Below are 26,309 nucleotides of genomic sequence, written 5' to 3' on the forward strand. Positions count from 1 at the left end.
TATTTAGAGACTGTCATCTAGTTTTCTATCTATTGACATTCTACTTTAATCATAGATATGAGATTTTAATGGTTAATAGATAAAAGGTGAATTGAACTATACAGGTGCAGTTGCTCTCAATATAAAGGTTTATTAGCTCGTTCTCTCGGGCTATAGATTTTATACTTTAATATTCTTGATTTAGTACCTAAAATAGCGTTTTTAGGCAAAAATGCTGCAGCCAAAGAAGTCAAAGAAGTATTTAATCAAGAGATAAAAAAATAGTATCGAAAAGATGAGAACAAGTGAAAGTATTTTAATCATTTCACTTGTATAGATTAATCTACATTTACCAAGATAAAATTAAGTGTCATATTTATCTATACTTGTCTACTTAACACATCCCTTCTGTCTCAGAAGTAACAACTTTGTAGTTCACCAGTATGAGAACTTACATTAATTAATTTTTGGAGATGTGTAACATTTTAGAAAAATAAATGTAAGTTTTTGGAAAAATTCTAGAGATTCATTCTTTCTCCAGAATTTCCATTAAATTAATTAATAACAGCTTGTTCTAAAGAAATAGGAGAAACTCCTGCTAAATTTAAAATCTTAGGAATCAAATCTTCGCGTTTAACAGCCATAACATGAACTCCTTGACATAATTCTCTAGCCAATTGCACTTGTTCGGCAGCAATTTTAACTCCTTCTTGCAAAGCATCATCCGCATTAGCCAACCTTTGGACAGTTGTTTCAGGAATTTTTACTCCAGGAACATTACGGTTAATAAAATTAGCATTTTTAGCTGATTTCAAGAGAAAAATTCCCGCCAAAATTGGTTTACCAGTTCCTGCAGCTATTTGGTTCATAAACTTATCTAATTGCTCAAAATCTGTAATTAATTGACTCTGAAAAAATTGTGCTCCTGCTGCTAATTTTCGTTCGAATCTTCGTTGTAAGCCAGACCAACTGGGGCATTGAGGATCAACTGCTGCCCCAGCAAATAAATCTAGAGGATCATCGGGAAGAGATTGATCATTAAAATCAACCCCACGATTAAGATTATCAATCATTTTGAGTAGCCGAACAGATTCTAACTCAAATACTGCTCTTGCTTTTTTGTGATCGCCTGCGTTAACTGGATCACCAGTTAACGCCAGAACATTGCGTAATCCTAGAGCATAAGCCCCCATTAAGTCTGCTTGCAGGCCAATTACATTGCGATCACGGCAAGCCATCTGACAAATAGGTTCTATTCCATATTGCAACAACAAGGCTGAAGCTGCCATGGAAGACATTCGCAAGACAGCCCTACTCCCATCAGTTACATTAACCCCATGAACTCTCCCTTTAAGTTTTTGGGCCATCTCTATCATACGGACAGGATTTCCTCCTTTGGGAGGAGTCACTTCTGCAGTAATTAGAAATTCTTTGTTTTGAACAGCTTGTCGAAAACGATTGATCATGAGAATAGTGACGAATAGAATTAAGGGTTTTTATGTAGTTTTTAAAAGGAGACTAAATATCCTAAAACTACTTTAACTCGTTCTAAAGTTTGGTTGGCAACGGCTTCAGCTTTTTCTTTTCCTCCTTTCAAAACCGATTCTAAATAGTCTTTATTATCCATAATTTCTTGATATTTTACTTGAATAGGTTTAAGAGCTTCTACTGTTGTTTCACTTAGTATAGGTTTAAATTTTCCCCACCCCATTCCTTGACATTCAAAAACTACTTGTTCTTTTGTTTTCCCTGATAATAAACCGTACAATTTTAATAAGTTGTTACATTCAGGACGTTCTAGATTGTCAAATTCTAAACCTTGAATAGGGTCAGTTTTGCAGCGTTTAATTTTTTTATTGATTAATTCGGGAGGGTCTAATAGATTTATGCGACTCATATCCGAGAGATCAGATTTGGACATTTTACGCGTACCATCTGTTAAACTCATAATTCTCGCACCTTCAGTTCTTATTAAAGGTTCAGGGACCTTAACCACAGGGTTTTCAGGAGTCGCAAATTGATCATTTAAACGGGTGGCAATATCGCGGGTTAATTCTAAATGCTGTTTTTGATCTTCTCCTACAGGAACGCAATCAGCATCGTACAGAAGAATGTCAGCAGCCATCAATACTGGGTAGTCAAGTAAGCCAACACTAACGTTCTCCCCTTGTTTAACTGCTTTTTCCTTGAACTGTATCATTCGTTCTAGCCAATTGAGAGGGGTAATACAGTTTAGTAGCCAAGCCAGTTCGCTATGGGCTGTTACATGGGACTGGACAAAGATAGTCGCGTGTTCCAAATCGATACCACAGGCTAAGTAAAGAGCGGCAATCGTATAGGTATCCTGGGCTAAAGTTTGAGGGTCATGTGGAATCGTAATGGCGTGTAAGTCCACTACACAGAAAAAATTATCGTAATTTTGCTGAATCTGTACCCAATTGCTAATTGCTCCTAAATAGTTACCTAAATGTAGATTTCCTGTGGGTTGAACCCCTGATAATACTCTTTGTTTGCCCATTTTTGATTATGCTGTTAACGGTTATAGCTTATTCTTCATCATAATAATTATCTACAACTCGAAGGCATGCCTAAATTCTTAAACTGAAACCCTGTCCCTATCATTTAGGTACCTTAATCGTCAAAGACAAAAATATACACAGACCAAAGAAAATTACTTGGTAGTTAAAATATTAGGGAAATCAATTCTCACTCCCCTAATTGATTGATTTATCACCCTGTTTGTTTATTTAGATCTTAACGGCGGTGATTATGTCACTCTATAACGCTGGTTAGTGGCATTATGGCCACTAACCAGGATCAGCAAGCCTAAAGCAACCAAAAGTGCATTGAAAATAGGCGTTGTCTCCACTGTTTAGAAACCATTACGACCCCATACAACCATTGCTAGAGACCAGGTAAACAAAGCTAAAATACCAACCCAACCGAGAGCTAAAATATCCATAGTTGTTTATGTCTGTGACTAATGCACTTGTTCAAAATTACAGATTCTATAATACTTCTATTAGGTGAAGTTGTGGAAGATCATGGGAGATAAATGTCGGACTTAGAATGTCTTAAATCGCTCAAGACAGGGAGTTTAGGATTGATCACTTTTACGGAAATTACTAGATAGTCAGGATAATTAATTACTTTTTTCTTAAATTAGACTCCTTAAAATTTTTAATAGTGAAGTTAAAATTGCCAATCACTTTGTTGAGTAAATTTTCGTATGTTATTACTTACTGTTACATTATTTGCTTCAATAACAATTCTTATCTCAAAGATTAGATAGTTATAGCTTTTAAGTTAGTTTAGAAATTAATTCTCGTAAAAATGTCTGCAAATTTGATTAAACTGAGTTTAATCAAATTTGTTAGCAATCAAGAGTATTCTTTAAATTTATAATTACTCGTTTTTATCTTAATTTTACTTCTTATCATTCAGTAATTATATTTTTTACTTAATTTTCAAGATTGATTCGATTGAAAACTATAGACTTTTTAAAATCTTCTTAACTAGAAGATGAAATAATTTAAAATTTTTTATAATTTAACTAAACTACATCAACAGAGGATAACGCATTTCTAACAGTTTTACTATCATGAAGATTAACCACTTATTCTTCTTCAGAAGAAAAGACTCTCGTACTTAATATATCAATTATCATTGATATATTAACATTATTTTTCTCATTGTATTTTATGACAGTTTCACCCAATCTTTAATCCCTTTAAATTTCTATCCTATTGGATTTAAATATAAAATTATTGCTCTTTTTCTTGTTATGGAAAGAATTTTTAGGTTGCAGTTCGAATCTGAAAGTTCTCGCTTTTCTAATTATGTTAGCTGAACTTTGAGACAAGCTAATATCTAGAAACTACTTTTTTTTAACTATTTTTCTATTTTAGACTTATTTAAGTCTATCTACTTAATATTTATGGAACCAATTTTTTAAAAGTCTTCGTAGTACACAAATGAGACACACTCATTAGTTTGTCCTAAAATACACGAAAAATCTTGCTGAGTTATGAGCAAGATTTAATTACCCACCATCTGCTGTACTTTTTCTTGTAATTTACTATCTTGGGATATGATAGTCTCAATCTGCCGAAAACGCTTGATTGCTAATCCCTGAGACTGGATCACGCGCTCTTTTTTTTGTTCTGTATTGACAATAATTTCTTCTACTTCACTTACGGTTTTCTGGAATTTCTCTAGTTCTTCTAGTGAAGCCTGAACTCCAGCTGCATAGTTATAGTTATTCTGACTTTGTCCAATTTCCATAAATCGCTCGTAACTTAGTCCCCCTTTTTTTATTGCCATTGCCATTTTTTGTTGGGTTCTATAGTCAATTGCTTGAAATTGTTGTAGTACCTGAGCAAATTGTCTCAGTTCTAAGGGGCTAATTTCTGAATGCTCAGCTTCAAAAAACTGGGTGGTTCTAGCTTCAATTTGACCATGGACAGGCAAAGATACAGATAAGTACAAAACTCCTGCAACTCCTCCGACTAGAATTAGTTTAAGCATTAGATAAATTCACTTTATTGATTGTTGAGAAATATATAAAAGTCCCGATTTTCTTCAAACGTTAACACAGTCATCCTAAAAATTGCAAGTCACTAGCTTGTGATCAGTTGTATTGTCGAGCTATGATGACTATATGTCAAATTTTTGAGATTGTAATCTCCGATGGTATGGTTAATTCCTAGATTTAGGTCCTGATAAAATTGTATCGCTTGTATTGCTAAAATTTTATTATCTATATCTAGTTCGTCTTCTAGTCAATCTTGATGACACTGTTGTTTAAGGGAAAATTTCATATTACTTATTCGTGATACTTCTTGCCCAGCGATAGAAATTTGTTTGGATAAATCAGCTGTTGGATAAAACCGCTGTCCTAGGGTGACATTATTTAATGAGGAAGGAAGATAACTTTTAGGCTATCACCAGGATCATTATTTACCACATCCCCTACCGATGTAATTAACTTAATAATCCGCTTAGCTATTAAATATTCTGAAGTAAATTTACCACTTAAAATCAAAGTAAGAAAGTAAGAGGGACAACATCTAAATTGAGATCATATTTGAGACTTTTATAAAGAGTAATGATGTGTAAGCTATTCAAATCTTGACGTTTGTATTCATAAACGCGCTTAACTTGAACATCAAATAAAGAAGTCGGATCAACTTAAATTCTCAATTTTGTTTGGATGTAATTAGCAAAATAACGTTTTACTGTGCGCTTGACTGCTCGCTATTGATGACAAAAAGACAGATCATCTATAAACTCTTCTAATTTCCGTAATTCATTGAGATGTTTAATCTAATTTTTACAGATTTTTTCTTTAATCAATTTGGTTAGTCTGGGGTTACTTTGAACCATCCAACGACTAGGAGTGATTTCGTTAGTAACGTTTATAAATTTTTCGGGGAACAATTTATGAAAATCGCATAATACGGTTTCTCTAAGCAATTCTGAATGTAGGGATGCAACACTATTAATCATATGGGAACCAACACAAGTTAAATTAGCCATACAGACATATTTTTTCCCTACTTCTATCGATAAGAGAAGGATTAGACAGTTTTTCAGCGTTACCTAAAAATTTAATTTGGACACGCTTGAGAAATTATTGATTAATTTCGTAGATAATTTCCATAAATCGAGGAAGTAATCGACTAATAATACTCAATGGCCATTTTTCTAACACTTTAGGTAATAGAGTATGGTTGGTATAACCAAAAGTATTTTAGACGGTCTCCCAAGCTTGAGCTTAATCATAAATTATGAATATCTACCAACAACCCATTTACTTAGCTGCTTTCACAGCAGGATGGGTATCATTTAGTTAAGCTACCCATTGTGCATTAAAATTATCTAAGTTGGGGTTTTCTCTCAAATGAATGCAAATCATATCCTGTAGAGAACAGGAGATAAAAAATATTGCTGTTGTAGCCGTCATTTTTTCCCTTGAATTGGTTCATCTTTAGGATAAAGAACTTTACTGATGTTTTCCGAATTAACCTTCCTATTGCTGCTCCGTAGTAGTATCCTAAGTTAAAGCGTTGAAACTTAAAGAATTTACAGGCTTCTGATTTCCCTAACTGTAGGGTGTTTGCTGTGTTAACTTTGTACCCTAAAACCGGGGTGTCGTAAGGAATTCCTTTAACCACATGGTCAAAATTCAATAGACTCGGTAGGTTTCATACTCATCAGTATAGAGTTTTGTATGACCTTCAAAATTAACGGTAACTGAGGCTTCAGGACGGGCGACTTCCCAGAGATTACCATGTTGTAGTTATTTATTCAGTAATTTAAACTTGCCAAGCGTCGCGAATTTCTTCGTTAAAATCCCAAATTAGTAGCGAATTTCATAGCCAATAGCTGGAATTTCTAGACTTAATAAAGAGTCCATGTAACAAGCAGCTAATCTCCCTAATTCCCCATTCCCTACTCCTGGCTCTTTCCCCGAATACATTAATTCTCGAAAATTTATTTATAATTTTTCTACTGTTTGGCGAATATATTTTTCAACGTCTAGGTTAATAAAATTGTTACTTAAAATGGGGACTAACTAGAAATTATGCTAATAGGTAGCAGACGACTTTGACATTTTCAAAAATTAATTTGGACCGTATTCAACCAACGTTGAAGGAGATAATGACGGACAGTATAAACCAATGCCATATAAAAATTATTTATTGTCGCAATAGCTGACAATGTTCTCTAACATATGAAAAATATTATCGAGGAGCGCTTATCGAAGAGTTTCTATCTCTAATCCAGTGTGCTTATTTTCTATCGCGGATTCTCTCTGTAAAGATGCATTCATTAGTCTTTTGTTATCTTTTTTATTAGACGATACATGATTCTCAGTTTAAAATGTGTTGTTTCTAGAATGTTCTTGAAGAAATCTCTTTCTCCTTATTAAACTTAAGGAGAAAGAAAAATGTACGTTAAATTATTAAATATTTATTTCTAAATTAATGATTGAAAATTCGTATTATTGATAAATATACTGACATACTTCCCAGTCAAATCAAAAACGATAATGGTATAGTATGCCAATGAAATGTTGGTAAACTCAAACTAGATTTAGTTTTTCATGAGTTTGAGGACTTCTCGTTGTAGAGAAGGATTATTTTGAACTTTAGTGGCGATCGCATTGAACTCCTGGATGGTAAATCCTTGAGATTTGACCAGTTCCCGTTGTCTGAGTAGATCTTCTTGGGCAATTTTTTTGACTTCGGGAAAAACGTTCTCGAACTTTTTAAGATCTTCATCTGAGAAGTTCCCTATAGACGCTCCTGTGTCACTCTTTTCTTGAGCAATTTCTCGAAAACGTTGTCTGCTTAATCCTTCACTTTCGAGGACTTTAAGCATTTTCTGTTTAGTTTCTTGGGCTAGACTCCGTTGTTTTTTGACAATTAGAGCGAATTTCTCCAAGTCTTTTACAGTGGGATTTGTAGAAGTTTGAGCTATCGTATATCCCTCAGTTATCTGTTTAAATGCACTTCCTAATACATAGTTCTCAGTTTGACTCCACGTTGGAAGTCCTCCTACTCCCAATAATAAAGGTAACACTCCGATAAACTCTCCCAAAAGCAGTTTTTGAAACATTGTATGATTTCCTTAAAAATATAAATTTGTGGCTATCCGTTAATCTCAGATAGTTCTTTTGTCCTCTATTCATGGATAATGGAAAGAGTTCTATTGATTTTAACAACTCTTGGTTCAAAAAAAGAGAAAAGATGTAGAAAAGTCAAAAATATTTTTATTTTTTCTTAGTTTGATCTTATTGAATAAATCTTCTCTTACATAAAAGACCACTCCTGTTACAAATTAAATAAATCATTTATCATTATCTAGTTGAATAGATTATCTAGATTACCGTAGTTTTATCCTGAATTTATAATCTCAGGCTAATTCAATATATTTGATCGATATTTTTAATGTTAATATCAACCAATTTAGGATAATTAAATTTAGTTAATATCTGTTATCTATCTATTAGTAGATATTTATAATTTAGTCATTAATAAATTTTATTCTGAGAAACCCTCTTGATTTTCAAAGCAAAATTTAAGCATCAGATTCAATGCCTGTTATTTTAATAAAATTAATGGCAATCTGAATCAAAATAATTTTTAAAAACACTTTGTCAACAAGTATTTAGAAATTTTTTATATTTTTTTAGCTCTGATACAGGAAGATAACTTTACTTCCTAGAGCTAGGATTTAAATACCCTGGTTAACAGTAATAAAAATATTTATTTGTTAAACTTTAAGGTCTTGCAGAATCAATCAAATTTGACAGTTCTACTAAACTTTAGATAATAGGGTAGCATTGCTAACCCTAGAAAAGGACTATAAAGAGCTAAAATTAGTTAATACTCCATAAATTCCCCAAATAGCCATCGCTCGTAGATAATGACATACACGAAAAGTTCCGACAGCCGTTATGGCTTCAGGCGTACGAAATTGTAAGCCATTTTCATACACTTGTTTAACCACTACTTCTGTTAACTTCAATGCCTCATCTCTGCGTCCCATTTGTACTAGAAATGCCGCTAAGCCAAAGTTAATTCCTGTCCACACTTCCTGGGGATGAGTTGAACTAGGATCTTCAGGAGTTCCATCGGGCTTCATGCCATTTGCTGCCCCATATTTTCCTTCTTGAAACTTCAAAAAACAAGCATCATAAACCTTGTTTAAGGTTGACTCGATATATTGATTTTCAACTATGTCAGGCAATCCCAATAAACGGGCATAAAATTGACCACACAATTGATCTGCCATTACCACATTAGAACCACTTTCACTGTCGAGTTGATAGTATTCTCCATTCCATAGAGTTTTATGATAAATTGACCGAGATTGTTGTAACCAATAGTTGTAATTTTTGAGATAATCACTGACCAGTTTTCGTTCTGACTCTAGATTTATTGGAGAATTTTCTAAGAGAATCTCACCTATTTTAATAGCCGCTTCCAGGGCTGCTATCCACAACCCGCCACAATAAGCACTTATTCCTTGTAATTGCCAATCATCAAAGGTTTGATCAGGTGCACCGGAATTTTCGGGTATACCATCACCATCTAAATCAAAGGTTTTTAAATAGGCTAAAGTTTCTGCAATTGCCGGCCAACATTTTCTTAAGAATTCTTTATCTTTGCCTGGTGTTAATAAATAATCTCGATACACTTGCAAGACAAAATCACTGCCTAAATCTTTCCATAAATTACAATCTTGATAGCTAGTATAATTGGTTTTTTCCCAGGGATGTTCATTAGGAGCGCCTAAATCATGAGGAGTTGCCCCTTTGGCTTTTCTAATTGCTTTTGCCTGGTTGTAACCAATAATTCTAGGGGTGTCATCATAGGTGGGAATTGCTCTAGCAAATGCTTCTAAAACTGACTTTTCTATACTTGGCCAAAGCATCATTAATCCAAAGGAACCATACAATCGAACATCCAGACTTTCATACCAACGATAGTCTAGACATTCAAGTACACCAAATTGCCCAATTGGATCATTTTCTGAGGCGGCTGTCCATAAAGTTCCTCCATCAGTAAGTAAATATAATTCATTCAATAAAGCCATTTTAAACCAGTCGGGCAAGTCGTTCCTTTCAATAATAGGACACTGCCATTCTTCTATCCTTTTATGCCAAACATTAAAATCTTTTAAAGCTGTTCTAACTATTGCCCAACCGTTCTTACCATTGCGATCAAAAAAGTCAGTGTAGCGACGATAATATTCTACTCCTTGAGTAAATTCTGTGACAGGAAAATCCCAGGCTAAAATAAAGGGAATTTTCTTAGTCTCCCCAGGACGAATAGTAAACCGGATAGTCATGGCCGCGGCAATTTGTTCTCCAGGTTCGGCTGGGGTTTCGTCTTCGATATCTGGTAAAGATCCATTTAGAGAAAAATCGTCCCAAACTTCTGAACCATCTCCCTTCGGATTCCATTTTCCTAGATAAAAAACCTCGACACTGGGATTAGTCACACTAGCAATGCAAATTTGTCCTTCCCCTTCTCGCACTTGAGTCTGGAGTTGAATGTGGTTGAGGATGAACCCAACACTAAAGTTATCCCGCACCCATTGATTAAAATTCCCCTCACTCTGTTCCCATCGGGGTTGATATCTATATTCAGGGCTACCATCGTCTCTAACGCTAATTTCAGGAGATTTAATAGTATTTGTAAACCATCCTACAATGTTCTGCCATGTTAACATGATGCTGAGGGTAATAGGTTTGTCCGTGGGGTTGTGAGCAGTCCATTCAAAGATAGCTAAAGGGTAGCTCGTTTCCTGATAATTATTCGGAATAATTGGAGAAAATTGCTCACAAACTAGCTTAATTTGAAATACACCTTTGTATTCGTACCAACTGCGAGGATAAAGGGCGTGATAAGTCCCTTTTTCCGTAGGATACCAATTCCAAGTTGATAAAGTTCCATCTTCGGGAGGTTGGGTACACAGAGCATAAGCTTGAGAATTTTCCTCTTCGGATTGTTCAAAGACGCTAAACTGACAAGCGGGAATACTACCGAATGTATGTTCACCCCCATCAAAATGCCAGAGGTTGAAGTCACCATGGGGGGAACGGCCAATGCAACCAGCGCCGAACCCACCGAGAGGCATCCCATGGTTTGGCCCATCGTCTAAATTACTAACTCTTCGTACTGTGTAAGGTTTATCCCATCCTTTGCCGATAGGACGTTTCCAAGTACAAGGAGGAATCTTGGGAAGAGGACATGGTGTTTTCATAAAGTTTATCTTAACTTGTTAAAGTTATGTTCTGAATGCTATTAATCGGCTATAAATTTCAACATCTATAGTCAAAGACAAACTGGAAAAGAAATCCGAACATACTTGATTAGTTGATGAGAAAAATGTGGGATAAAGGTTTAGAGTCTTTTGTCCGAAGCTCTAAAAGTACTTTCTCCTGGAACGGTCTCCACTAGTCATTTAGACAATGAATAGCTTTTGATGGCCATTGTAACAAACCTATAGATTATTAAACTCTTATCCATCAGACAAAATGACTAAACTTATTTGTAATTTTTTTATAACAAACAATATATTTCTAATTGTGGAAAATACTTTAACGATTAAAGACATTTGTCTAAAATAAATGGAATATTCACCAAAAATGTGCCCATTTCGCCCTTTATTCCTCAAGTATTGAGAATAACTCTCAAGCAATTTGATCAACTAATAGCAATTGAACAACTTGCCTAACTAGAGTAAAATGAGATCAGAGGGGTAATTTTCAGTCCTACGGGTGGAAAAATTGGATGAAAAATTTAAATTTATATATTTAAGCTTGTAATTTAGAGTCGTTAGACTAGGTTAAAAAATACTTTTTATTCTTCTACCGTGCTTATTCTATTTGACGATGTTAAGCGTTCAAATTCTCAATATCAACAAATATTTACCCGATTATTTCTGATATGATGATTGGATGAGTCAGTCCTATCAACTTAACAAATAGGCGATATAAAGATTAACAAGCAAAGAGTCTGGAGTATCTAGACCTGGATTAACTTTAGATTGAAGTAAGATTTTATAAGTTCGACAATTCACTAAGTAAAGATGATAATTACCACTGAAGTAAGCTGATTAATTTACTCAAGTAAAAAGAATATTAAATATACTTAATTTACTACAAGTTGGTAGTGATTGGATTTTACTACTACTTTTTTTCGAGTAAATTATTATATGTATAATATGCAATTTTCTTTAAAAAATTAATTTTATCTAAAATAGAATTCAAGATAGATTCTATTCTTTTAAATCTTTTTTAAAGAATCAGGAATTAACTAGGAGTTAAGTAATTTTTTAAGTTGTGTCGATTTTTAATATTGTCTTTCTATGTATTTAGTTTATTTATAAGTTTAATATTTAAATTAAATACTTTTCATGAAAAGTTAATGATAGTTATCTTATTAAAAATTTTTGCAATCATTCGGTATCTAAAGTTATTTCTCTTGCTCTAAACTCTCTTTTTGTTTGCAACAGGTTCCTAATTTATATTCTCAGGCAACTACAAAAATATTTTGTAGTGTACTAGTGTAGTAATACTATGTAAATTTATCATTTTTTTTATCTAATCTCCTTTTAACTTAAGTCTTAGAGTTGTATTTTGAAAATAAAAAAGTATGTGAACCCAATCTCAATAATACAGTTATATTGTCGTTTTTTAAATATAAATATCTATCATTTTTATTATTATTAAATTTATCAGTTCTAATTTTATATCAAGTAAGTATTTTGTTAAACATTGAGTGTAATGTAACACTACATAAGTTTAGTAAACTACATCTAGTTTTATGATGCCATCTTCTTTTTTTTTAACCTTACAAAGAAATGATGTTGTATTTTAGTTGGTATTCAATTGCTTATATTATCCTTTTTATTTTCATTATTATTGAATTTATATAAGAAAAGACATTGATAGTCACTTGTCCAATGTAAGTCAATAACTGAGTCACTACCAAGACAGTTAAAATTTTTTTTATTAAAAAATACAAGAAAAGATAGATATTGATTATTTAAAATATTTTAATAAAAGATTTTACCATATCGATAACTCGTTCCATTTAAATATTTGTCAAAATAAAAGTACTTTTGAATATGAGGGTGATATAAACTTTCTACAATATTTTTAGTCTTAAAGTCATGAAATATCTTCTGTATAAGATATTTGATTAATTTTCTCTTCTAGTTAGATTAGTTTCTACGGCTATAATTATTATTTATATATTTATATAACTTAATTTTTTATATTTCTATTTATCAGTTTTAATTAGTCAAATAAATATTTAATTAATTTAGTTAGTTAGTTACTTTTTTTCTTTAAACCTTATTTCCTATATGTTCAGGGTGAACCCTTTTAGTCTTTTTTAGACTGAGCCTTATAAATAAATAGTTAATGATTTCGATTTTTGTATTTTAAATATTTTTTATTATCTCATGAATTTAATTATTTTAAAGTTAAACTTTTTAAGTCATGAAATTTATATCAAAACTATGCTATGCAGTCATTCTATGAATAGACTATTATATTTTAGTAAGGTAGAAATATTTTTTTAAAAAACTTTAAGATAATACTTCAAGATAATTTAATTGTAATTGTATTTATTGCATAAATATTTCTAATAGTTGCATTTTTTAGTTCAATAAGATTTGATACTTTACATCTAAAATAGATGATCTATTGACTACCTTTACTCTTTTTTAAAAGACAAGCATATAATAATATCTAGTTAACTGAATAAGTTAAATAAAAATTAATGTTGAACACTAAAAATAGTAGATCAGCTTGTGTTAGAAAACAATTAGATACCAAATTAATTGCTATGTTTTTAGATAGACTTAATAAAGTCTAAACTTAGATATATAAGCTAATTACCTAGATTATATATTTAAGTTTGACAGATTGTCTTTTGACGAATATTGGAGATCATTTGTAAGATAAACTTCGCTAATATACTTAATCATCTAACGTTACCTATGGATTCAACAGTCGAAAAAAAAAAGCTCGTTTCTGTTCAACCCACAGGCTTTTGTAATCAACAAAAAACTGCCCTTATCTCTATTGGTATTACCCCGACAGGCTATATCTCGATTGGCATTGCGCCCATGGGTATTATTGCTATTGGGATTGTTCCGATGGGAGTAATTTCATTTGGGGCAGTGGCTATGGGAACTGTTGCCACAGGAGCGGTTTCCATGGGAATAGCGGCTTTTGGAGTCGAAACTATGTCTCTCTTAAATTTAGAACGGTCACAACTAGGATCTGTAGAAATTAAGTACAAACCTCACAATCACAATAATTACGAAAACCATAATCATTCGAGTTCTGAAAGTTCAACACCTAATACACTTAAGATAAACCATTAATTTTCTGGAAATTCTACGAGCCACGGATTAACCAAGTGGATTAAGGAAACCAAATCTGGCTCTAGACCATCTATCTATCTATATATTCGGAGCTAGGCCATATTGCCATTCTTTTATGAATAACTTTAATCCTCCTCAGATGCCCTTAGACAGTAATTTAGAGCCAAAACATAGTTCTGACTACCTGAATCAGACTGATCTTTTTAATCCACAAATTTGCCAAAATAAAGCTACAATCGAAGTTAATGAACCATCTCTCCCTACATCTATAGAAATCTCAGTTACGCCTGAGAACGACCCAGCCACCAGTCGAGATTGGTTTAACCTAGCCCGAAAACTAAGAGAACAAAATCGGGAACTACTTGAGAGTATCGTAAAATTAGAACAATCTCTAGCTGAATCTCAACAACAGTTACAAGAACAAGGACAACAAGCGCGTCGCAACGATTTCCTTATTACCCAGAAAACTGCCCAAGTTGATGCTATAAAAGCACAATTTCAAACTGCTCAAAAGCAGTTTCAACAACAACAACAAGAGTTAAGTACCCTTCAAGAAAAGTTGGTAACGACTCAATCCCAATTAGCTCATGTAGAACGTCAATGTACCCTGCTTAAGCAACGTTATCGAGAAAAAGCCGATAGACTAGATCATAGTCAAAAACAGGTCGAAGAATTACAAATTAGGTTGCAACGACAACAACGATATGCCCTGCAATATAAGGCAGCTTTAGATGAATGCTTAAGTAAGTCTACTAAAAAGCAGGCTCAGCTTTCAATAGATTCTCTTAGTTCAGCTAAAACTTTTACTCCTAGAATAACTTCCATTAAAACCTGGTCAGAACAACTCACAGCACAAAAAGCATCAGGGTCAGTTTCAGCAGCGCCAGAAATACCTGAAGTGGTGAAACAAATAAAGACTGACACACAGGAAATACTCAGTCAAGAAGGCCCGCAATCAACATTAGCTAATGTTGCTCCCAAAACTGTTGCTAACCATGATAGTCATTCTCACAAAATGATTACTTCAACACCTAAAGAATTAGCACTACAGCCTCCTGTTACTTTTAGTTTCGATATTGATTGTAACAAACCTCATGATAAAGCTAAGATTGACTTACCTTCTTTTTTATCTAAACGACATTAGAAGTAGTTGTCAACTCCAACGTTAAAATTATTTATCTTTGGTTGTAAACTGTTTTGAGAGTTAACGAATCAGGTGATTGACGCTATAATTGGACCCAATAATTCCGATAAGCCAACTGAAATTATGGATCGACGCTCTTTTCTCAAATCAATTCCTGTGGGATTAGCAGGGACAACCTTTAGCTTAAGTTTTCCTTCGCTATTAGCAGCTATTGGTAAAGAAAATCATAGTGAATGGGATTACCGACATCCTGAACGATGGGGAGAAATTTCTGAAGAATACCGTGTTTGTAACATTGGAAAACAACAATCACCTATTGACTTACAATCTCCTATTGAATCTCAGCTTAGAGATGTAGAAATTTTCTACAAAGAAATTCCCCTGCGCATTATCAATAATGGTCATACCATTCAGGTTAATAGTGTACCAGGGAATTTTATTATCGTTGATGACCAAAAATTTGAGCTTTTACAATTTCATTTCCATCATCCTAGTGAACATACTGTGAATGGAAAAAACTACCCGATGGAAATTCATTTAGTTCATCGAAATCAACAGGGTTCCCTTGCTGTTTTAGGAGTTTCTCTTAAACAAGGCCAAGAACATCAAACTCTTCAGTTGATTTGGGATAGTATGCCATCTAGAAAAAGTGCCGAAAAATTAATTTCTGATTGTTATATTTCTCTAAATAGACTGTTACCTACTAACTTTGATAGCTACCGATATTTTGGTTCCCTGACTACTCCTCCTTGTTCTGAGATTGTCTATTGGATAGTGTTTCGAGAACCGTTGGAAGTTTCTTTAAGGCAAATTCAACAATTTAAACAAATTTTTCCCTTAAATGCTCGCCCAGTTCAACCGATTAATCGTCGTTTTATTTTAAATTCTATCTAGAAACCGGTTGAACAAACTCTCTAAAGTACCCAGACGAATTATGACTAAGACCGGTAAGTTTTGGACCTAAATCATGAGTGAAACTAAACATAGTAAGAATGGCATTAGGAAAAAATATAGCTAAGATACAACCATTTTTTCTTGACTTCCTATTATTAAACGTTGAGCTGAAGTTTTCTATCGATGGACAACCCAGGGAGTTTAGCTCGAAGACATTATGGTCAACACTTGAGAATAATACGCTTCATCGATCTTGTCTTCGATTACTGAAAAATTCAACAAAACTAGCTTATAAATTAGTGAGAAACTGTCTTAAATAAGATGGTGGTCAGCCTCCACATGCTTCATCAGTTCTAGAAAAGAAACTAGAAAATTAGACCGCGGTTCCCCATAATAGTGCTCTAGTTTTTTATTAACTGTCTCCAAGTTATTGCTTCTTATAATCTGCTTTGCTATGCGTCTACAAGTAGTTTGAATTACTTAGTAAGTTTATCATAACAATACGGCAACTCATTTATGATGGAGGCGAATTCCTAAAAAGACATCATATAGAAAACTCCAGAAATTTTTTCCTTCCAACAGACCTAAAGATTGATCACAGCCCTTGGCGTCTAAAAGAAGTTTGGTAGCATTATAGGCTGACTCATACTTGTACCAGGGAATAGATGGCCATAAGTGATGAACTAGATGATAATTCTGTCCAAAAATTATCAGATTTAAAATAGAACTAGGGTAAACTCTCGCATTTTTCCAGCGATCACGTTCTTTAAAAGGACGATGGGGAAGATAGTCAAAAAATAACCCCAAAGCAACTCCCACCACCAAAGCAGGAACAAACCAAAAATGCATTAAATAATCGATAAATCCGAAATGAATACCCAAAAAAACTCCCGTAAATAGAAATAGTCGGCTCAAAAACCATTCTAATAACTCATACTTGCGCCACAGACGACGTTTGAAGAAAAAAACTTCGTGATAGAAAAAACGAGCAGCAATCATCCATAGAGGTCCTCCGGTAGAGACAAAATGATCAGGATCATTGTTAGGATCATTAACATGAGCATGATGTTGTAGATGTACCCGTGTGAACACGGGAAAGGCAAACCCTAGCATTAGCGCACTACCGTGGCCCAAAATGGCATTGAAAATCCGATTATTATGGGCAGCATTATGGGAGGCGTCGTGAATAACTGTTCCTGATAAATGAAGGGCGAGAACATTAGAAAAAAAACAAATCCAATTAGACCATCCCCATAACCAATAACCGCAGGTTGAAAGACTAATCAGTAAGAGTGCGCTAAAAAACATTAAGACATTAGGGTTAAACCCACCTGGTGTTCTGAGATATTCTTTGGGGATTGTCAGCGGGGTCTGAGCTGACTGCATTTTGTTGCTTACTCCTTTGTCAATGTAATATCCATCCTTAGATAGTCCATAAGACCACCTCATTTTAATAAAGATTCGTGATATCATGACATCTTTATAGAATAAAGGACGAACAATCATTGATCATAAAGCATAATCTTTAGAGGGAATACCATTTCATCATGTTTTGCTCAGATTTTTTCGCTATCGATGGGAAAAATATTCTATACAGTTTAACTTTCACCTCTGGAATAGATTGGGTTTTAAGTAGGTTCCGACAGAAAATTGTTCTTGTATCGACGCTTTATTCAAGAGAATTTAATATTAACCAATAAAGGTAATTTTCTAAAGTTGTTTAAATAAACAGCAATTTAATTAATTTCAAAAATTGAGTTTGTCTCTTGTAAGGTTGTTATAATTTTAAAAAAAGACTGATAGCATAGTAAAAATAGTAATTTAATTGTTGATTGACAATGCCTTTAAATATTCGTTCTAGTTATTCCCCTGAGTCGATGGTGATAAAAGAAGACATGCCTCCGAACTTTACAGACTTTAATTTATTATCTTGTCGTTTGGGAAAGTATTGCCGTTACTTATATTTGCGGTTGCGTCGATTACGGGGAACTCCACATTCCATAGCGCGGGGATTAGCTTGTGGAGTGTTTGTTGGGTGTTTTCCTTTGTTTGGACTTCAAACTATTATGGGGGTTTTGCTGGCAGTTATTTTTCGGGGTAATAAATTTGCTGCAGCTATCGGAACTTGGATTAGTAATCCTTTAACTTATGTTCCTATTTTTGCTTTTAATTATAAGGTAGGTAAATTGTTATTATTAAGGTTCCAAAATACAGTTTTACAAATAGATTTTCGGCAAAGTTGGCAATCTTGGTCAACGTTAATAGAATCAGGGTTTGATTTTACATTGACACTATTTTTAGGATGTTTTATTGTTGGTGCATTTTGTTCTTTCATTAGTTATTTTTTAAGTTTAAAGGTATTTTTTAGGCAAAAATAACGTCGATTTGCCAATCAGAAATTACAATCACTAAATCTAAGACAGATAATTATAGATTAGGTAGACTTAAAATTACATGTTTTAATTGAAATTACCAGGGATTTCTAAACCAATTTCAATGTATATATTATTTTTATTTTCTCGGATAGAAATAAAATAAAGCTAATTCTATTTAGCTAGGAAAATATTTCTAACAAAAAGTAACGATCTGATAACTTCGTCTGAAGATTGAGTCAGAAATTGCCTACAATAAGGTAAAGTTGACGGTCAACTAACCAATAATCTCCCAGATGAAGGCATGACAAAAACTGTTGCAGATGTAATGACCCCCAATCCTATAACGGTGACCCCACAAACACCGTTACAAGAAGCGATAAAATTATTAGCCGAAAAACATATCAGTGGACTACCTGTCGTTAATGATTTGGGTAAACTCGTTGGAGTCATCTCTGAAACCGATTTAATGTGGCGAGAATCGGGCATTGAAGCATCTCCTTATATCATGATTTTAGACAGTATTATTTATTTGCAAAATCCCGCTCGCTATGAAAAAGAGATTCACAAAGTATTGGGGCAAACAGTAGGAGAAGTAATGAGTAGTAAACCTATCTCAGTTCAATCCTCTCAATCTTTGCGTGAAGCTGCCCACATTATGCACACAAAAAAAATTAGCCGTTTACCAGTAGTTGATAACCAAGGAGATAAGGTAATTGGTCTGTTAACTCAAGGAGATATTATTCGTTCAATGGTTCAAGATTAGCTTAATAAATGAATCCAGTTCAAAATAAGTATTTCACATTTGCATGAAATGTACTCAGTCGACATTGAAAACTATTGCCCACAAGTTTAACTTCCGACCTGGTATCGGGTGACTCGATTAAACTAAAACTCTAAGAGAGAAACTTCAAATGAAGACTACTTTTTCTAAAAATGTTTCCAGTAGTGTTATTGAAAACTACATTCAACGAGTTACTGAATTAAGTCAATCGAGTCAGCGCATTCCCACGATGGGAGAAGTGGAAAAAATTGCGGCGGAATTGGGTATTGAGCCTGATGAAATTGAAGCCGCCCAAAAACAATCCCACGACCACTATGTTCGCGCTCAAGGTTATATGCGCCTAAAGCATTGGGATGATGCCATATTAGAACTTCAAGAAGCAGTAGCTTTTAACCCCTCTAATTTAGAGATGTTAATTAGTCTTGCTGGTTCCTATATGGGGCGCTGGCAAGAAAAACATTATCATGAAGACGAAAATAATATTCGTTTTAGAATTCGTCAATGTCTTGTCATTAAACCAGATTGTGAAGAAGCGTTAAATTTATTAGAACAGTTTTCTAAGGCTTTAAAATGGCGTAAACAGATATTAATTGGGATTATTGTTGGATTAGGAGGATTAGGACTAGGAGTTAGTAGTTTTTTCTGGTTAAGTGATACATTTCCTACTTTGTGGAAAAAAAAATCAAAGCTTCAACAGTTAGAAAGAGTTGTTTTCCGAGATATTAATGAGTTGCAAAAAGAACAAGCAGTCTTCAAAGCAGAAATTTTCACCCTACACAAACATAATGATCAGCGTTATCAAGCTGATGTCAGTGAGCTCCACAGTCGTATGAATCAATTGGAACGACAATTGGCCACTATACAACGAAAAATACTTGAGATGGAAAAACCTCAAGCAAATAAACTAACCCCTAAATCCTTTCCTTACATTACAATTCCCTAAGTCTAATACTTCTTCAGCTTCTGCGCCAGAAGCCCAACGCCATAAACTAGCGGGATACCTTGGACTATGAGGAAGTAACCGCCATAATATTCTGGCGTTGGGATGAAAATACTCTTAGGTTTTAACGACAAAGCTAAAATAAAACGAGTCTAGTTGACGCCTGGAAACAGACTAAGAAATTAACGAGAGGATGCTCTAGCTAGTAGGGGATACGCGCCCATAAGTTAGACTAGACAGTCAGCTATGCTAAGATTCAGCTGTCTCGCTCTGCTAATTCTAGCCATCTTCCAGTAGCTGTCTCAATAGATTCAACCAACTGAGCTAATTCCTCTGTTAACTCTTGCATTTCAGTAAAATCACTAGGAGGATCGTTATATAGTATTTGTTCAAGGTTTTCTTTTTTAGCTTCTAATTCTGGAATTCTTTCTTCAAGTTTTTTATATTCGTGTTTCTCACTAAAAGACAGCTTATGAGATTGACTAGACTTTGATTTTTCCAAGAAAACTTCTCTTTTCCTAGTTTTAGCTTCTTGTTTTTTATTTTCTTTATGTTCTTTTTTACCTTGTTCTTCTTGATCTTTTTTATAATCTAGATAAACAGAATAATTCCCCGGATATTGACGAATATTTCCACCAGGTTCTAGAGAAAAAATAGTCTCAATAGTACGGTCAAGAAAATAACGATCATGAGACACTACAATCACACAACCATTAAATTTTTCTAAATATTCTTCTAAAACTGCCAATGTTTGTACATCAAGATCATTTGTAGGTTCGTCTAAAATTAACACATTGGGCGAACTCATCAAAACTCGTAGCAAAAATAATCGCCGTCTCTCTCCTCCAGAAAGTTTATGAATGGGTGCATATTGTTGATCCGGTGGAAATAAAAATCTTTCTAACATTTGAGAAACAGTAATTATATTTCCGTCGGCGGTTTGAACTAGTTCAGCTACACTTTTGAGATAATCAATCACTCGTTGGTTGTTGTTAACAATCAAATCTTCGGAGTGTTGATCAAAATAACCAAGATGAACGGTTGACCCAATATCTACTGTACCTAAGTCAGGGGTAACTTGACCCATAATAATATTCATCAAAGTAGACTTTCCCGCTCCATTTGGTCCAATAATTCCTACTCGATCCCCTGGACTAAAAATGTAAGTAAAATCTTTAATTAAAGTGCGCTCACCGTAGGACTTACTAATCTCTTTTAATTCAATAATTTTATTGCCAATTCGACGATTAATTGTGGAAATATCTACCTTATTTTGAGATTGTTTATATTCTTTCTCCTGCATCTCTCTAATGCGGTCAATTCTAGCTTTTTGTTTAGTACTTCTAGCTTTTGGTCCCCGCTTAAGCCATTCCAATTCCCTTTGTAAAATTCCTGCTTGTTTGCGTTGACTACTTAATTGGGATACTTCGGCCTCAACTTTTTTTTGCAGATAATAGCTATAATTACCAGAATAGCCATAAAGATCTCCCTGATCGATTTCTAAGATACGATTGGTCACCTTATCAAGAAAGTAACGATCATGGGTAATAAGCAATAAAGCTCCTTGATAGTGATTTAAATAACTCTGCAACCATTCTACCGACAGGGCATCAAGATGATTAGTCGGTTCGTCCATGAGTAAAACATCAGGGTTAGATAACAAGGCCGATGCTAGTGTGATACGCTTGCGATAACCCCCTGATAAATTAGCAATCCTGCCCCCAAGATCTTCAATTCCCAGTTGACTTAAAATAATTTTGGCATTGGTTTCTACTTCCCAAGCTTTCAGTGCATCAATGCGTTGACTGACACTCGATAACTGGGCCATTAAGGTTTCTATTTCTTCTGGTTGGTGTGCTAGTTGATGTGAAAGTTGTTCATACTCCTGAACTAACTCCATTTGCTCTCTACAGTCAGTAAAGATTTGCTCTAAGACTGTGAGGTTTTCATCTAGGTTAGGTTGTTGGGGCAAATAGACAATTTTGGCTCCAGCATTAATCCATATATCTCCTCCATCAGCTGGTTCTAGCTGAGCAATGATTTTAAGCAAAGTGGACTTACCAGAGCCATTTGTCCCGATTAACCCAACTTTATCCCCTTCATTGAGGCTAAAGCTGATATCCTTAAGTATTTCTTTGATACCAAAGTTTTTTCTAAGTGATTGCAGGGTAAAAATGGTCATGGAAATAGTGTTTTAGAGATGGGAAGATATCCCCGCTTATGATTATTCTTCATCCCACGCCTCTACGTTCAGGACTTCGCTTACAGGGTCTTTCATAGTAAATTCAAACTCTAAAAGTTCTCCTTTCCAATAACCCCATTGATCGCCATAAAGGAGAGCTAGTTTCCATAGACTATCTTCCGGCTTAAGCACTTTAGACTCTACGAGTGAAGCGACTTTACGCTGAAACTTCACCATGGGATGGGCCATTTGTTGCGTCATAGACTCAATTAACTTGCATTTACTAAATTTCACAAATACTTGTCGGATTATGCTTCTTGTATGTGGTTATAAATTAGTGTTGCTGTATAGAATTAGATAAACAGACAGATTGATAGAGAAGCAGTCCTTATATTTTTAGTTTTAGCTTATCTGTTTAGTTTTTGCAAGGGCCTTCAGGCTAATGTACGGGAATTACTACCACCATAAAGACCTATTAGCTCAAAACTTACCTAATTTGAGAGTTCGATGCAATCAACATCGAGCCAATACCCTTATCGGTGAATATCTCTAATAATAGGGCGTGAGGAAATCGCCCGTCAATAATATGAGCAGCCTTTACTCCTTGGGCAAGCGATCGCACACAACAATTGACCTTAGGAATCATCCCGCCTGTTACAACACCTTGACTAATTAATTCCCTAACCTGTTGAATATCCAATTTAGTCAATAAAGTCGAGGAATCCTTATAATCTTGAAGAATTCCTCGAGTATCGGTGATTAAAATTAATTTTTCTGCTCCTAAAGATGCGGCTATTTCTCCAGCTACTGTATCGGCATTGATATTATGTACTTGTCCTTTTTGATCAGCGGCCACACTTGAGATCACTGGAATGTAACCACTATTGATCAAAGCATTAACAATTCTCGTATCGACTTGATTTACTTCACCAACAAATCCAATACCTTCTGTGCCAACGTGACGAGCCTTAATTAAGTTACCATCTTTGCCACACAGTCCAACTGCTTGACCACCAGCTTGGTTAATTAGGACAACTAATTCTTTATTGACTCGGCCAACTAATACCATTTCTACCACATCCATGGTAGCTGCATCTGTCACTCGCAACCCGTCTTTAAATTGGGGTTCAATGCCTAGTTTTCCCAGCCAAGTATTAATTTCGGGACCGCCACCATGGACAACGACAGGATGAACGCCAACACAAGCTAAAAAGACAATATCGCGGATAATTTTATCTTTAAGGTAACTGTCTTTCATAGCAGCACCACCGTACTTGACAACGACAGTCCGTCCAGTAAATTGTTGGATATAGGGAAGAGCTTCACTAAGTACTCGGACGCGGGTAGCTTCTACTTCCCCAATATACTCATTTTCGATACTCATAATCGATTACTCATTTGTTAACGTAGCCAGATTAACAGTTTAAGGGAAAAAACAGCTAACCCCAAGTGTTTTAAGAGTGAATTGTAAACTTCTTCACTTGATAATAAGGTTGATGTTCAGTGTTGGAGATTTCAGGGAAGGACTTTACCTGGCCATTCTGTAAAAAATTTTTTTTTAGGGAACATTATTATCTATTTTATTCGTCACTACTTAAGTGTTTTCCTAAACAAGAACATCGAGGGTAAGAAATTAATTTTGAGTCTAAACTGTGTCATTTTAGACTTCAAAAGTTTTACTGCTATATCACTTTTGCAAAAATACGGGACACAACGTAAATTGTCACAAAAATCTATAGTTTCAAACGATATTTTTAATATTAGCCTTTATAATAAGAACATCTTGGTCTATTATCTCGTGATGCGTTCAACTGGTATTCTAGGATATTCTTTTTTAGACAATTAAGGACAAGAACGTAAAACCAAGTGTCTTTTCGATTAATTTCAAGTGTCTTTTCGATTAATTTTAGGTGGTGTGAGATGTTAGAGCGTTTGCTATTAGCTAGCACAGTAACGTGTTTGTTATACTTTTCCGTTCAAGTAGGTCGATCTTCAGTGAATCCGACACAGACTAATCAGCCCTTTGGGTATGTAATGTTTGAGAGCTCTTCCTTGCCGACCTCTCGGGAAGTGTGGGCTGACTCCGCCTTTTCCAAGTCAGATTCTGTCTTAGGTCAGGCTATTGATCAGGTCATTGTTTAATTCATGATAACAGCTGGTGGGGGGAGAACTTCACCAATCCAGTCTAGATTTTATAGTTGGTTTTTGAGAAGCCTCTCCCTTCCCCAAAATATCAGTGTTGACTACAGAGATGTTTTTAAAGAGTCAAAATCAGGAAGACAATTGTTGTTAATGTAGTCAATGTATCTCTCTTTTTCTTGACGACATTTATTTTCATCCCAACCACAATATCGACTCAGAGTCTCCGTAAGACTTGGCAGTAAATCGATTCCATAATCAGAGTGCATAGAAAGAGTGGTACGACGACGCATAATGTCTACTAAAGTGTAAGCTAGTTCATAACGAACTGCATAAACAATTTGGGCTTTAATATCGGGAAGTTCAGGAAAAATAACTGTGGCTAAATCCGGTTCTGAGTCTATTAATGCCAAAATATCTAGGGTTTTTGATCCGTACATTGAGAATAAATGATCCATGGTTTGGTTAGAAACGCGATCACGATATTCAGTTAAAACTCGTTGTACACGGGGATCACCGGGTAGAATCGAGCCTGGAAGAGGTTTATCTCCTGTCGGACAAGGGGGAACAAATTTCCCTTGTTGCTTAAAGACCAGATCAACCATTTCTTCGCCTACTTGGCGATAAGTGGTCAACTTCCCTCCAATTAAAGAAATTAAATTAGTTACTCCTTCTTTAGAATGATTAAAGAAGATGTGTTTACGGGTAATACTCCCTGGTTTTTTCCCTTCAGCATTAGGGAGAGGACGTACTCCTGAATAAGTAAACTTTACGTCTTTACGCGAAAGTCGAGCGTTGGGAATAATGTTGTTAGTTTCCCTTAATAAATAATCAATTTCATCATCATCGGCCTTAAGTTGATCGAGATTCCCTTTAAATGGTTGATCGGTAGTTCCAATCAAATACATTCCGTCCCAAGGTACAATAAAGAAGGGACGACCATCAGACTTGGCTTCTACATAAAGACTGGTATTGGGCGCTCCGACAAAGGGGTTAACTACAATGTGACTACCTTTTGTTCCACCAATTTTCTTTGTTTTACCGATGGGAGCCTCTTTGCCATCTTTCATACCCGACTGACAAACATAATCAACCCAAGGACCTGCTGTGTTAATCACTATCGACTTGTCATGGCCATTAACAATAAATTCTTGGTCTGTCCAATAGTCTTTACAGGTGAGGGATGTAATTCTATTGCCTTGACGGTTTAAGTGAATCACTTTAACGTAACTAAGAACTGTTGCTCCGGCTTCTTTTGCCGAGATTATGTTTTCTAAACATAATCTTTCTGCATAAGTTACTTGACCGTCATAATATTGTGCTCCTCCAGCTAACCCATCTGAATCGATGGAAGGAAAAAGTTGTTTAAATTGGGCAGGAGGTAACATCCGATGAGGAGGCAGTGTTTTGTCCGCACTAAAAATATCATAAAGTATCATTCCCGCCCAGATTTTCCAATAGGGACGAGAGCGATCACGGTAGATAGGAATGGTTAATAGTAAAGGTTTAACTAGATGAGGAGCAGTATGAAGGAGAATTTCTCGTTCTTTTAGAGATTCTCTCACTAGTGGGAATTCAAAGTATTCTAGGTAGCGTAACCCTCCGTGAATCAAACGGGTTGACCAGCTAGAGGTTCCACAAGCAAAATCCCCTTTCTCAACGAGAATCGTTTTTAATCCTCTTAAAGCAGCATCTCGAGCTACGCCGGCACCATTTACACCGCCACCAATGACGATCAGGTCGTAGTTCGTTTGTTGAATTTCATTAAAATTTCGCATGATCATCATTCCTTGTTTCTAAATTCCTCAAGAGCAATTCTTAGTTAGATTAGCGACTAACGACACTTTCTTTGTGTCCTTTAAGAAAGAGAAAAGAACTCAAAACGGGCAAAAGAATCCCCAGATCAAACTGGGTTACTTTCCCAGATCAAACCGGGTTACTTTTTATAGGTGATCCTC

General features: G+C 34.9%; 22 protein-coding genes and 2 pseudogenes. 7 read left to right on the forward strand and 17 right to left on the reverse strand.

Annotated elements, in window-relative coordinates:
- Positions 1-533: 533 nt before the first annotated feature.
- From P3F56_RS00830 to P3F56_RS00880, 12 genes and pseudogenes are all read right to left on the reverse strand, one after another.
- Positions 534-1,445: a methylenetetrahydrofolate reductase gene (locus P3F56_RS00830; RefSeq protein ID WP_281152887.1), complete on the reverse strand. Its 912-nt coding sequence runs from the start codon at positions 1,443-1,445 to the stop codon at positions 534-536.
- Between the two features lie 41 nt (positions 1,446-1,486).
- Positions 1,487-2,497: a tryptophan--tRNA ligase gene (trpS, locus tag P3F56_RS00835; protein WP_281152888.1), complete on the reverse strand. Its 1,011-nt coding sequence runs from the start codon at positions 2,495-2,497 to the stop codon at positions 1,487-1,489.
- A gap of 354 nt (positions 2,498-2,851) precedes the next feature.
- Positions 2,852-2,941 (reverse strand): cytochrome b6-f complex subunit PetN, encoded by a 90-nt coding sequence (gene petN, locus P3F56_RS00840; RefSeq protein ID WP_044105772.1) that lies wholly within the window; start codon positions 2,939-2,941, stop codon positions 2,852-2,854.
- 1,076 nt (positions 2,942-4,017) lie between these two features.
- Complete coding sequence (locus P3F56_RS00845) at positions 4,018-4,506, reverse strand: DUF4168 domain-containing protein (protein ID WP_281152889.1); 489 nt, start codon at positions 4,504-4,506, stop codon at positions 4,018-4,020.
- 254 nt (positions 4,507-4,760) lie between these two features.
- A pseudogene (locus P3F56_RS10360) lies at positions 4,761-4,841 on the reverse strand (hypothetical protein); the annotation flags it as partial.
- A 50-nt stretch (positions 4,842-4,891) separates the two neighbouring features.
- Positions 4,892-5,023 carry a glycogen/starch/alpha-glucan phosphorylase gene (locus P3F56_RS00850; RefSeq protein WP_281152890.1) on the reverse strand — a complete coding sequence of 44 codons (132 nt, stop codon included), beginning with the start codon at positions 5,021-5,023 and terminating at the stop codon, positions 4,892-4,894.
- Positions 5,020-5,517: pseudogene (locus P3F56_RS00855) on the reverse strand (glycogen/starch/alpha-glucan phosphorylase). Before P3F56_RS00855 ends, P3F56_RS00850 begins: the two are co-directional and overlap by 4 nt.
- A gap of 94 nt (positions 5,518-5,611) precedes the next feature.
- Complete coding sequence (locus P3F56_RS10365; RefSeq protein ID WP_281153661.1) at positions 5,612-5,692, reverse strand: glycogen/starch/alpha-glucan phosphorylase; 81 nt, start codon at positions 5,690-5,692, stop codon at positions 5,612-5,614.
- A 163-nt stretch (positions 5,693-5,855) separates the two neighbouring features.
- Positions 5,856-6,170 (reverse strand): glycogen/starch/alpha-glucan phosphorylase, encoded by a 315-nt coding sequence (locus P3F56_RS00865; RefSeq protein ID WP_281152891.1) that lies wholly within the window; start codon positions 6,168-6,170, stop codon positions 5,856-5,858.
- Between the two features lie 170 nt (positions 6,171-6,340).
- On the reverse strand, positions 6,341-6,460 hold the full coding sequence (locus P3F56_RS00870) for a glycogen/starch/alpha-glucan phosphorylase (RefSeq protein ID WP_281152892.1): 120 nt from the start codon (positions 6,458-6,460) through the stop codon (positions 6,341-6,343).
- A gap of 617 nt (positions 6,461-7,077) precedes the next feature.
- Complete coding sequence (locus tag P3F56_RS00875; RefSeq protein ID WP_281152893.1) at positions 7,078-7,602, reverse strand: DUF4168 domain-containing protein; 525 nt, start codon at positions 7,600-7,602, stop codon at positions 7,078-7,080.
- A 747-nt stretch (positions 7,603-8,349) separates the two neighbouring features.
- Positions 8,350-10,758: a GH116 family glycosyl hydrolase gene (locus tag P3F56_RS00880; protein WP_281152894.1), complete on the reverse strand. Its 2,409-nt coding sequence runs from the start codon at positions 10,756-10,758 to the stop codon at positions 8,350-8,352.
- Positions 10,759-13,506: 2,748 nt separating this feature from the next.
- Between P3F56_RS00880 and P3F56_RS00885 the strand changes: the two genes are divergently transcribed.
- From P3F56_RS00885 to P3F56_RS00895, 3 genes are all read left to right on the forward strand, one after another.
- Complete coding sequence (locus P3F56_RS00885; RefSeq protein ID WP_281152895.1) at positions 13,507-13,896, forward strand: hypothetical protein; 390 nt, start codon at positions 13,507-13,509, stop codon at positions 13,894-13,896.
- A gap of 115 nt (positions 13,897-14,011) precedes the next feature.
- Entirely contained in the window at positions 14,012-15,040 is a 1,029-nt protein-coding gene (locus P3F56_RS00890; protein WP_281152896.1) for a hypothetical protein, read from the forward strand.
- A gap of 72 nt (positions 15,041-15,112) precedes the next feature.
- Positions 15,113-15,934, forward strand: a complete 822-nt coding sequence (locus tag P3F56_RS00895; protein ID WP_281152897.1) for a carbonic anhydrase — start codon at positions 15,113-15,115, stop codon at positions 15,932-15,934.
- 510 nt (positions 15,935-16,444) lie between these two features.
- Here P3F56_RS00895 and crtR read toward each other — a convergent pair.
- Positions 16,445-17,320, reverse strand: coding sequence for a beta-carotene hydroxylase (gene crtR / locus P3F56_RS00900; RefSeq protein WP_281152898.1), 876 nt, complete (start codon positions 17,318-17,320; stop codon positions 16,445-16,447).
- Between the two features lie 452 nt (positions 17,321-17,772).
- Here crtR and P3F56_RS00905 point away from each other — a divergent pair, with 452 nt between their 5' ends.
- The 3 genes from P3F56_RS00905 to P3F56_RS00915 all read left to right on the forward strand — a co-directional run bounded on the left by P3F56_RS00905 (position 17,773) and on the right by P3F56_RS00915 (position 20,033).
- Positions 17,773-18,312, forward strand: coding sequence for a DUF2062 domain-containing protein (locus tag P3F56_RS00905; RefSeq protein WP_281152899.1), 540 nt, complete (start codon positions 17,773-17,775; stop codon positions 18,310-18,312).
- 298 nt (positions 18,313-18,610) lie between these two features.
- Positions 18,611-19,072, forward strand: a complete 462-nt coding sequence (locus P3F56_RS00910) for a CBS domain-containing protein (RefSeq protein WP_281152900.1) — start codon at positions 18,611-18,613, stop codon at positions 19,070-19,072.
- A gap of 148 nt (positions 19,073-19,220) precedes the next feature.
- Positions 19,221-20,033 (forward strand): tetratricopeptide repeat protein, encoded by an 813-nt coding sequence (locus P3F56_RS00915; protein WP_281152901.1) that lies wholly within the window; start codon positions 19,221-19,223, stop codon positions 20,031-20,033.
- Between the two features lie 253 nt (positions 20,034-20,286).
- Here P3F56_RS00915 and P3F56_RS00920 read toward each other — a convergent pair whose 3' ends face one another.
- The 3 genes from P3F56_RS00920 to argB all read right to left on the reverse strand — a co-directional run bounded on the left by P3F56_RS00920 (position 20,287) and on the right by argB (position 23,596).
- Positions 20,287-22,212 (reverse strand): ABC-F family ATP-binding cassette domain-containing protein, encoded by a 1,926-nt coding sequence (locus tag P3F56_RS00920; RefSeq protein ID WP_281152902.1) that lies wholly within the window; start codon positions 22,210-22,212, stop codon positions 20,287-20,289.
- Positions 22,213-22,254: 42 nt separating this feature from the next.
- The gene (locus P3F56_RS00925; RefSeq protein WP_281152903.1) at positions 22,255-22,473 is read right to left on the reverse strand and encodes a DUF4327 family protein; all 219 of its coding nucleotides are present in this window, start codon (positions 22,471-22,473) and stop codon (positions 22,255-22,257) included.
- Between the two features lie 226 nt (positions 22,474-22,699).
- Positions 22,700-23,596: an acetylglutamate kinase gene (argB, locus tag P3F56_RS00930; protein ID WP_281152904.1), complete on the reverse strand. Its 897-nt coding sequence runs from the start codon at positions 23,594-23,596 to the stop codon at positions 22,700-22,702.
- Between the two features lie 536 nt (positions 23,597-24,132).
- Between argB and P3F56_RS00935 the strand changes: the two genes are divergently transcribed.
- Entirely contained in the window at positions 24,133-24,354 is a 222-nt protein-coding gene (locus tag P3F56_RS00935; RefSeq protein WP_281152905.1) for a hypothetical protein, read from the forward strand.
- Positions 24,355-24,455: 101 nt separating this feature from the next.
- On the opposite strand, the gene glpD is transcribed toward P3F56_RS00935, so the two are convergent.
- A complete protein-coding gene (gene glpD, locus P3F56_RS00940; RefSeq protein WP_281152906.1) occupies positions 24,456-26,129 on the reverse strand; it encodes a glycerol-3-phosphate dehydrogenase in 1,674 nt (557 codons plus the stop codon).
- Between the last annotated feature and the right edge of the window lie 180 nt (positions 26,130-26,309).

It is taken from the genome of cyanobacterium endosymbiont of Epithemia clementina EcSB (genome assembly GCF_029919255.1).
GTDB lineage: Bacteria > Cyanobacteriota > Cyanobacteriia > Cyanobacteriales > Microcystaceae > Rippkaea.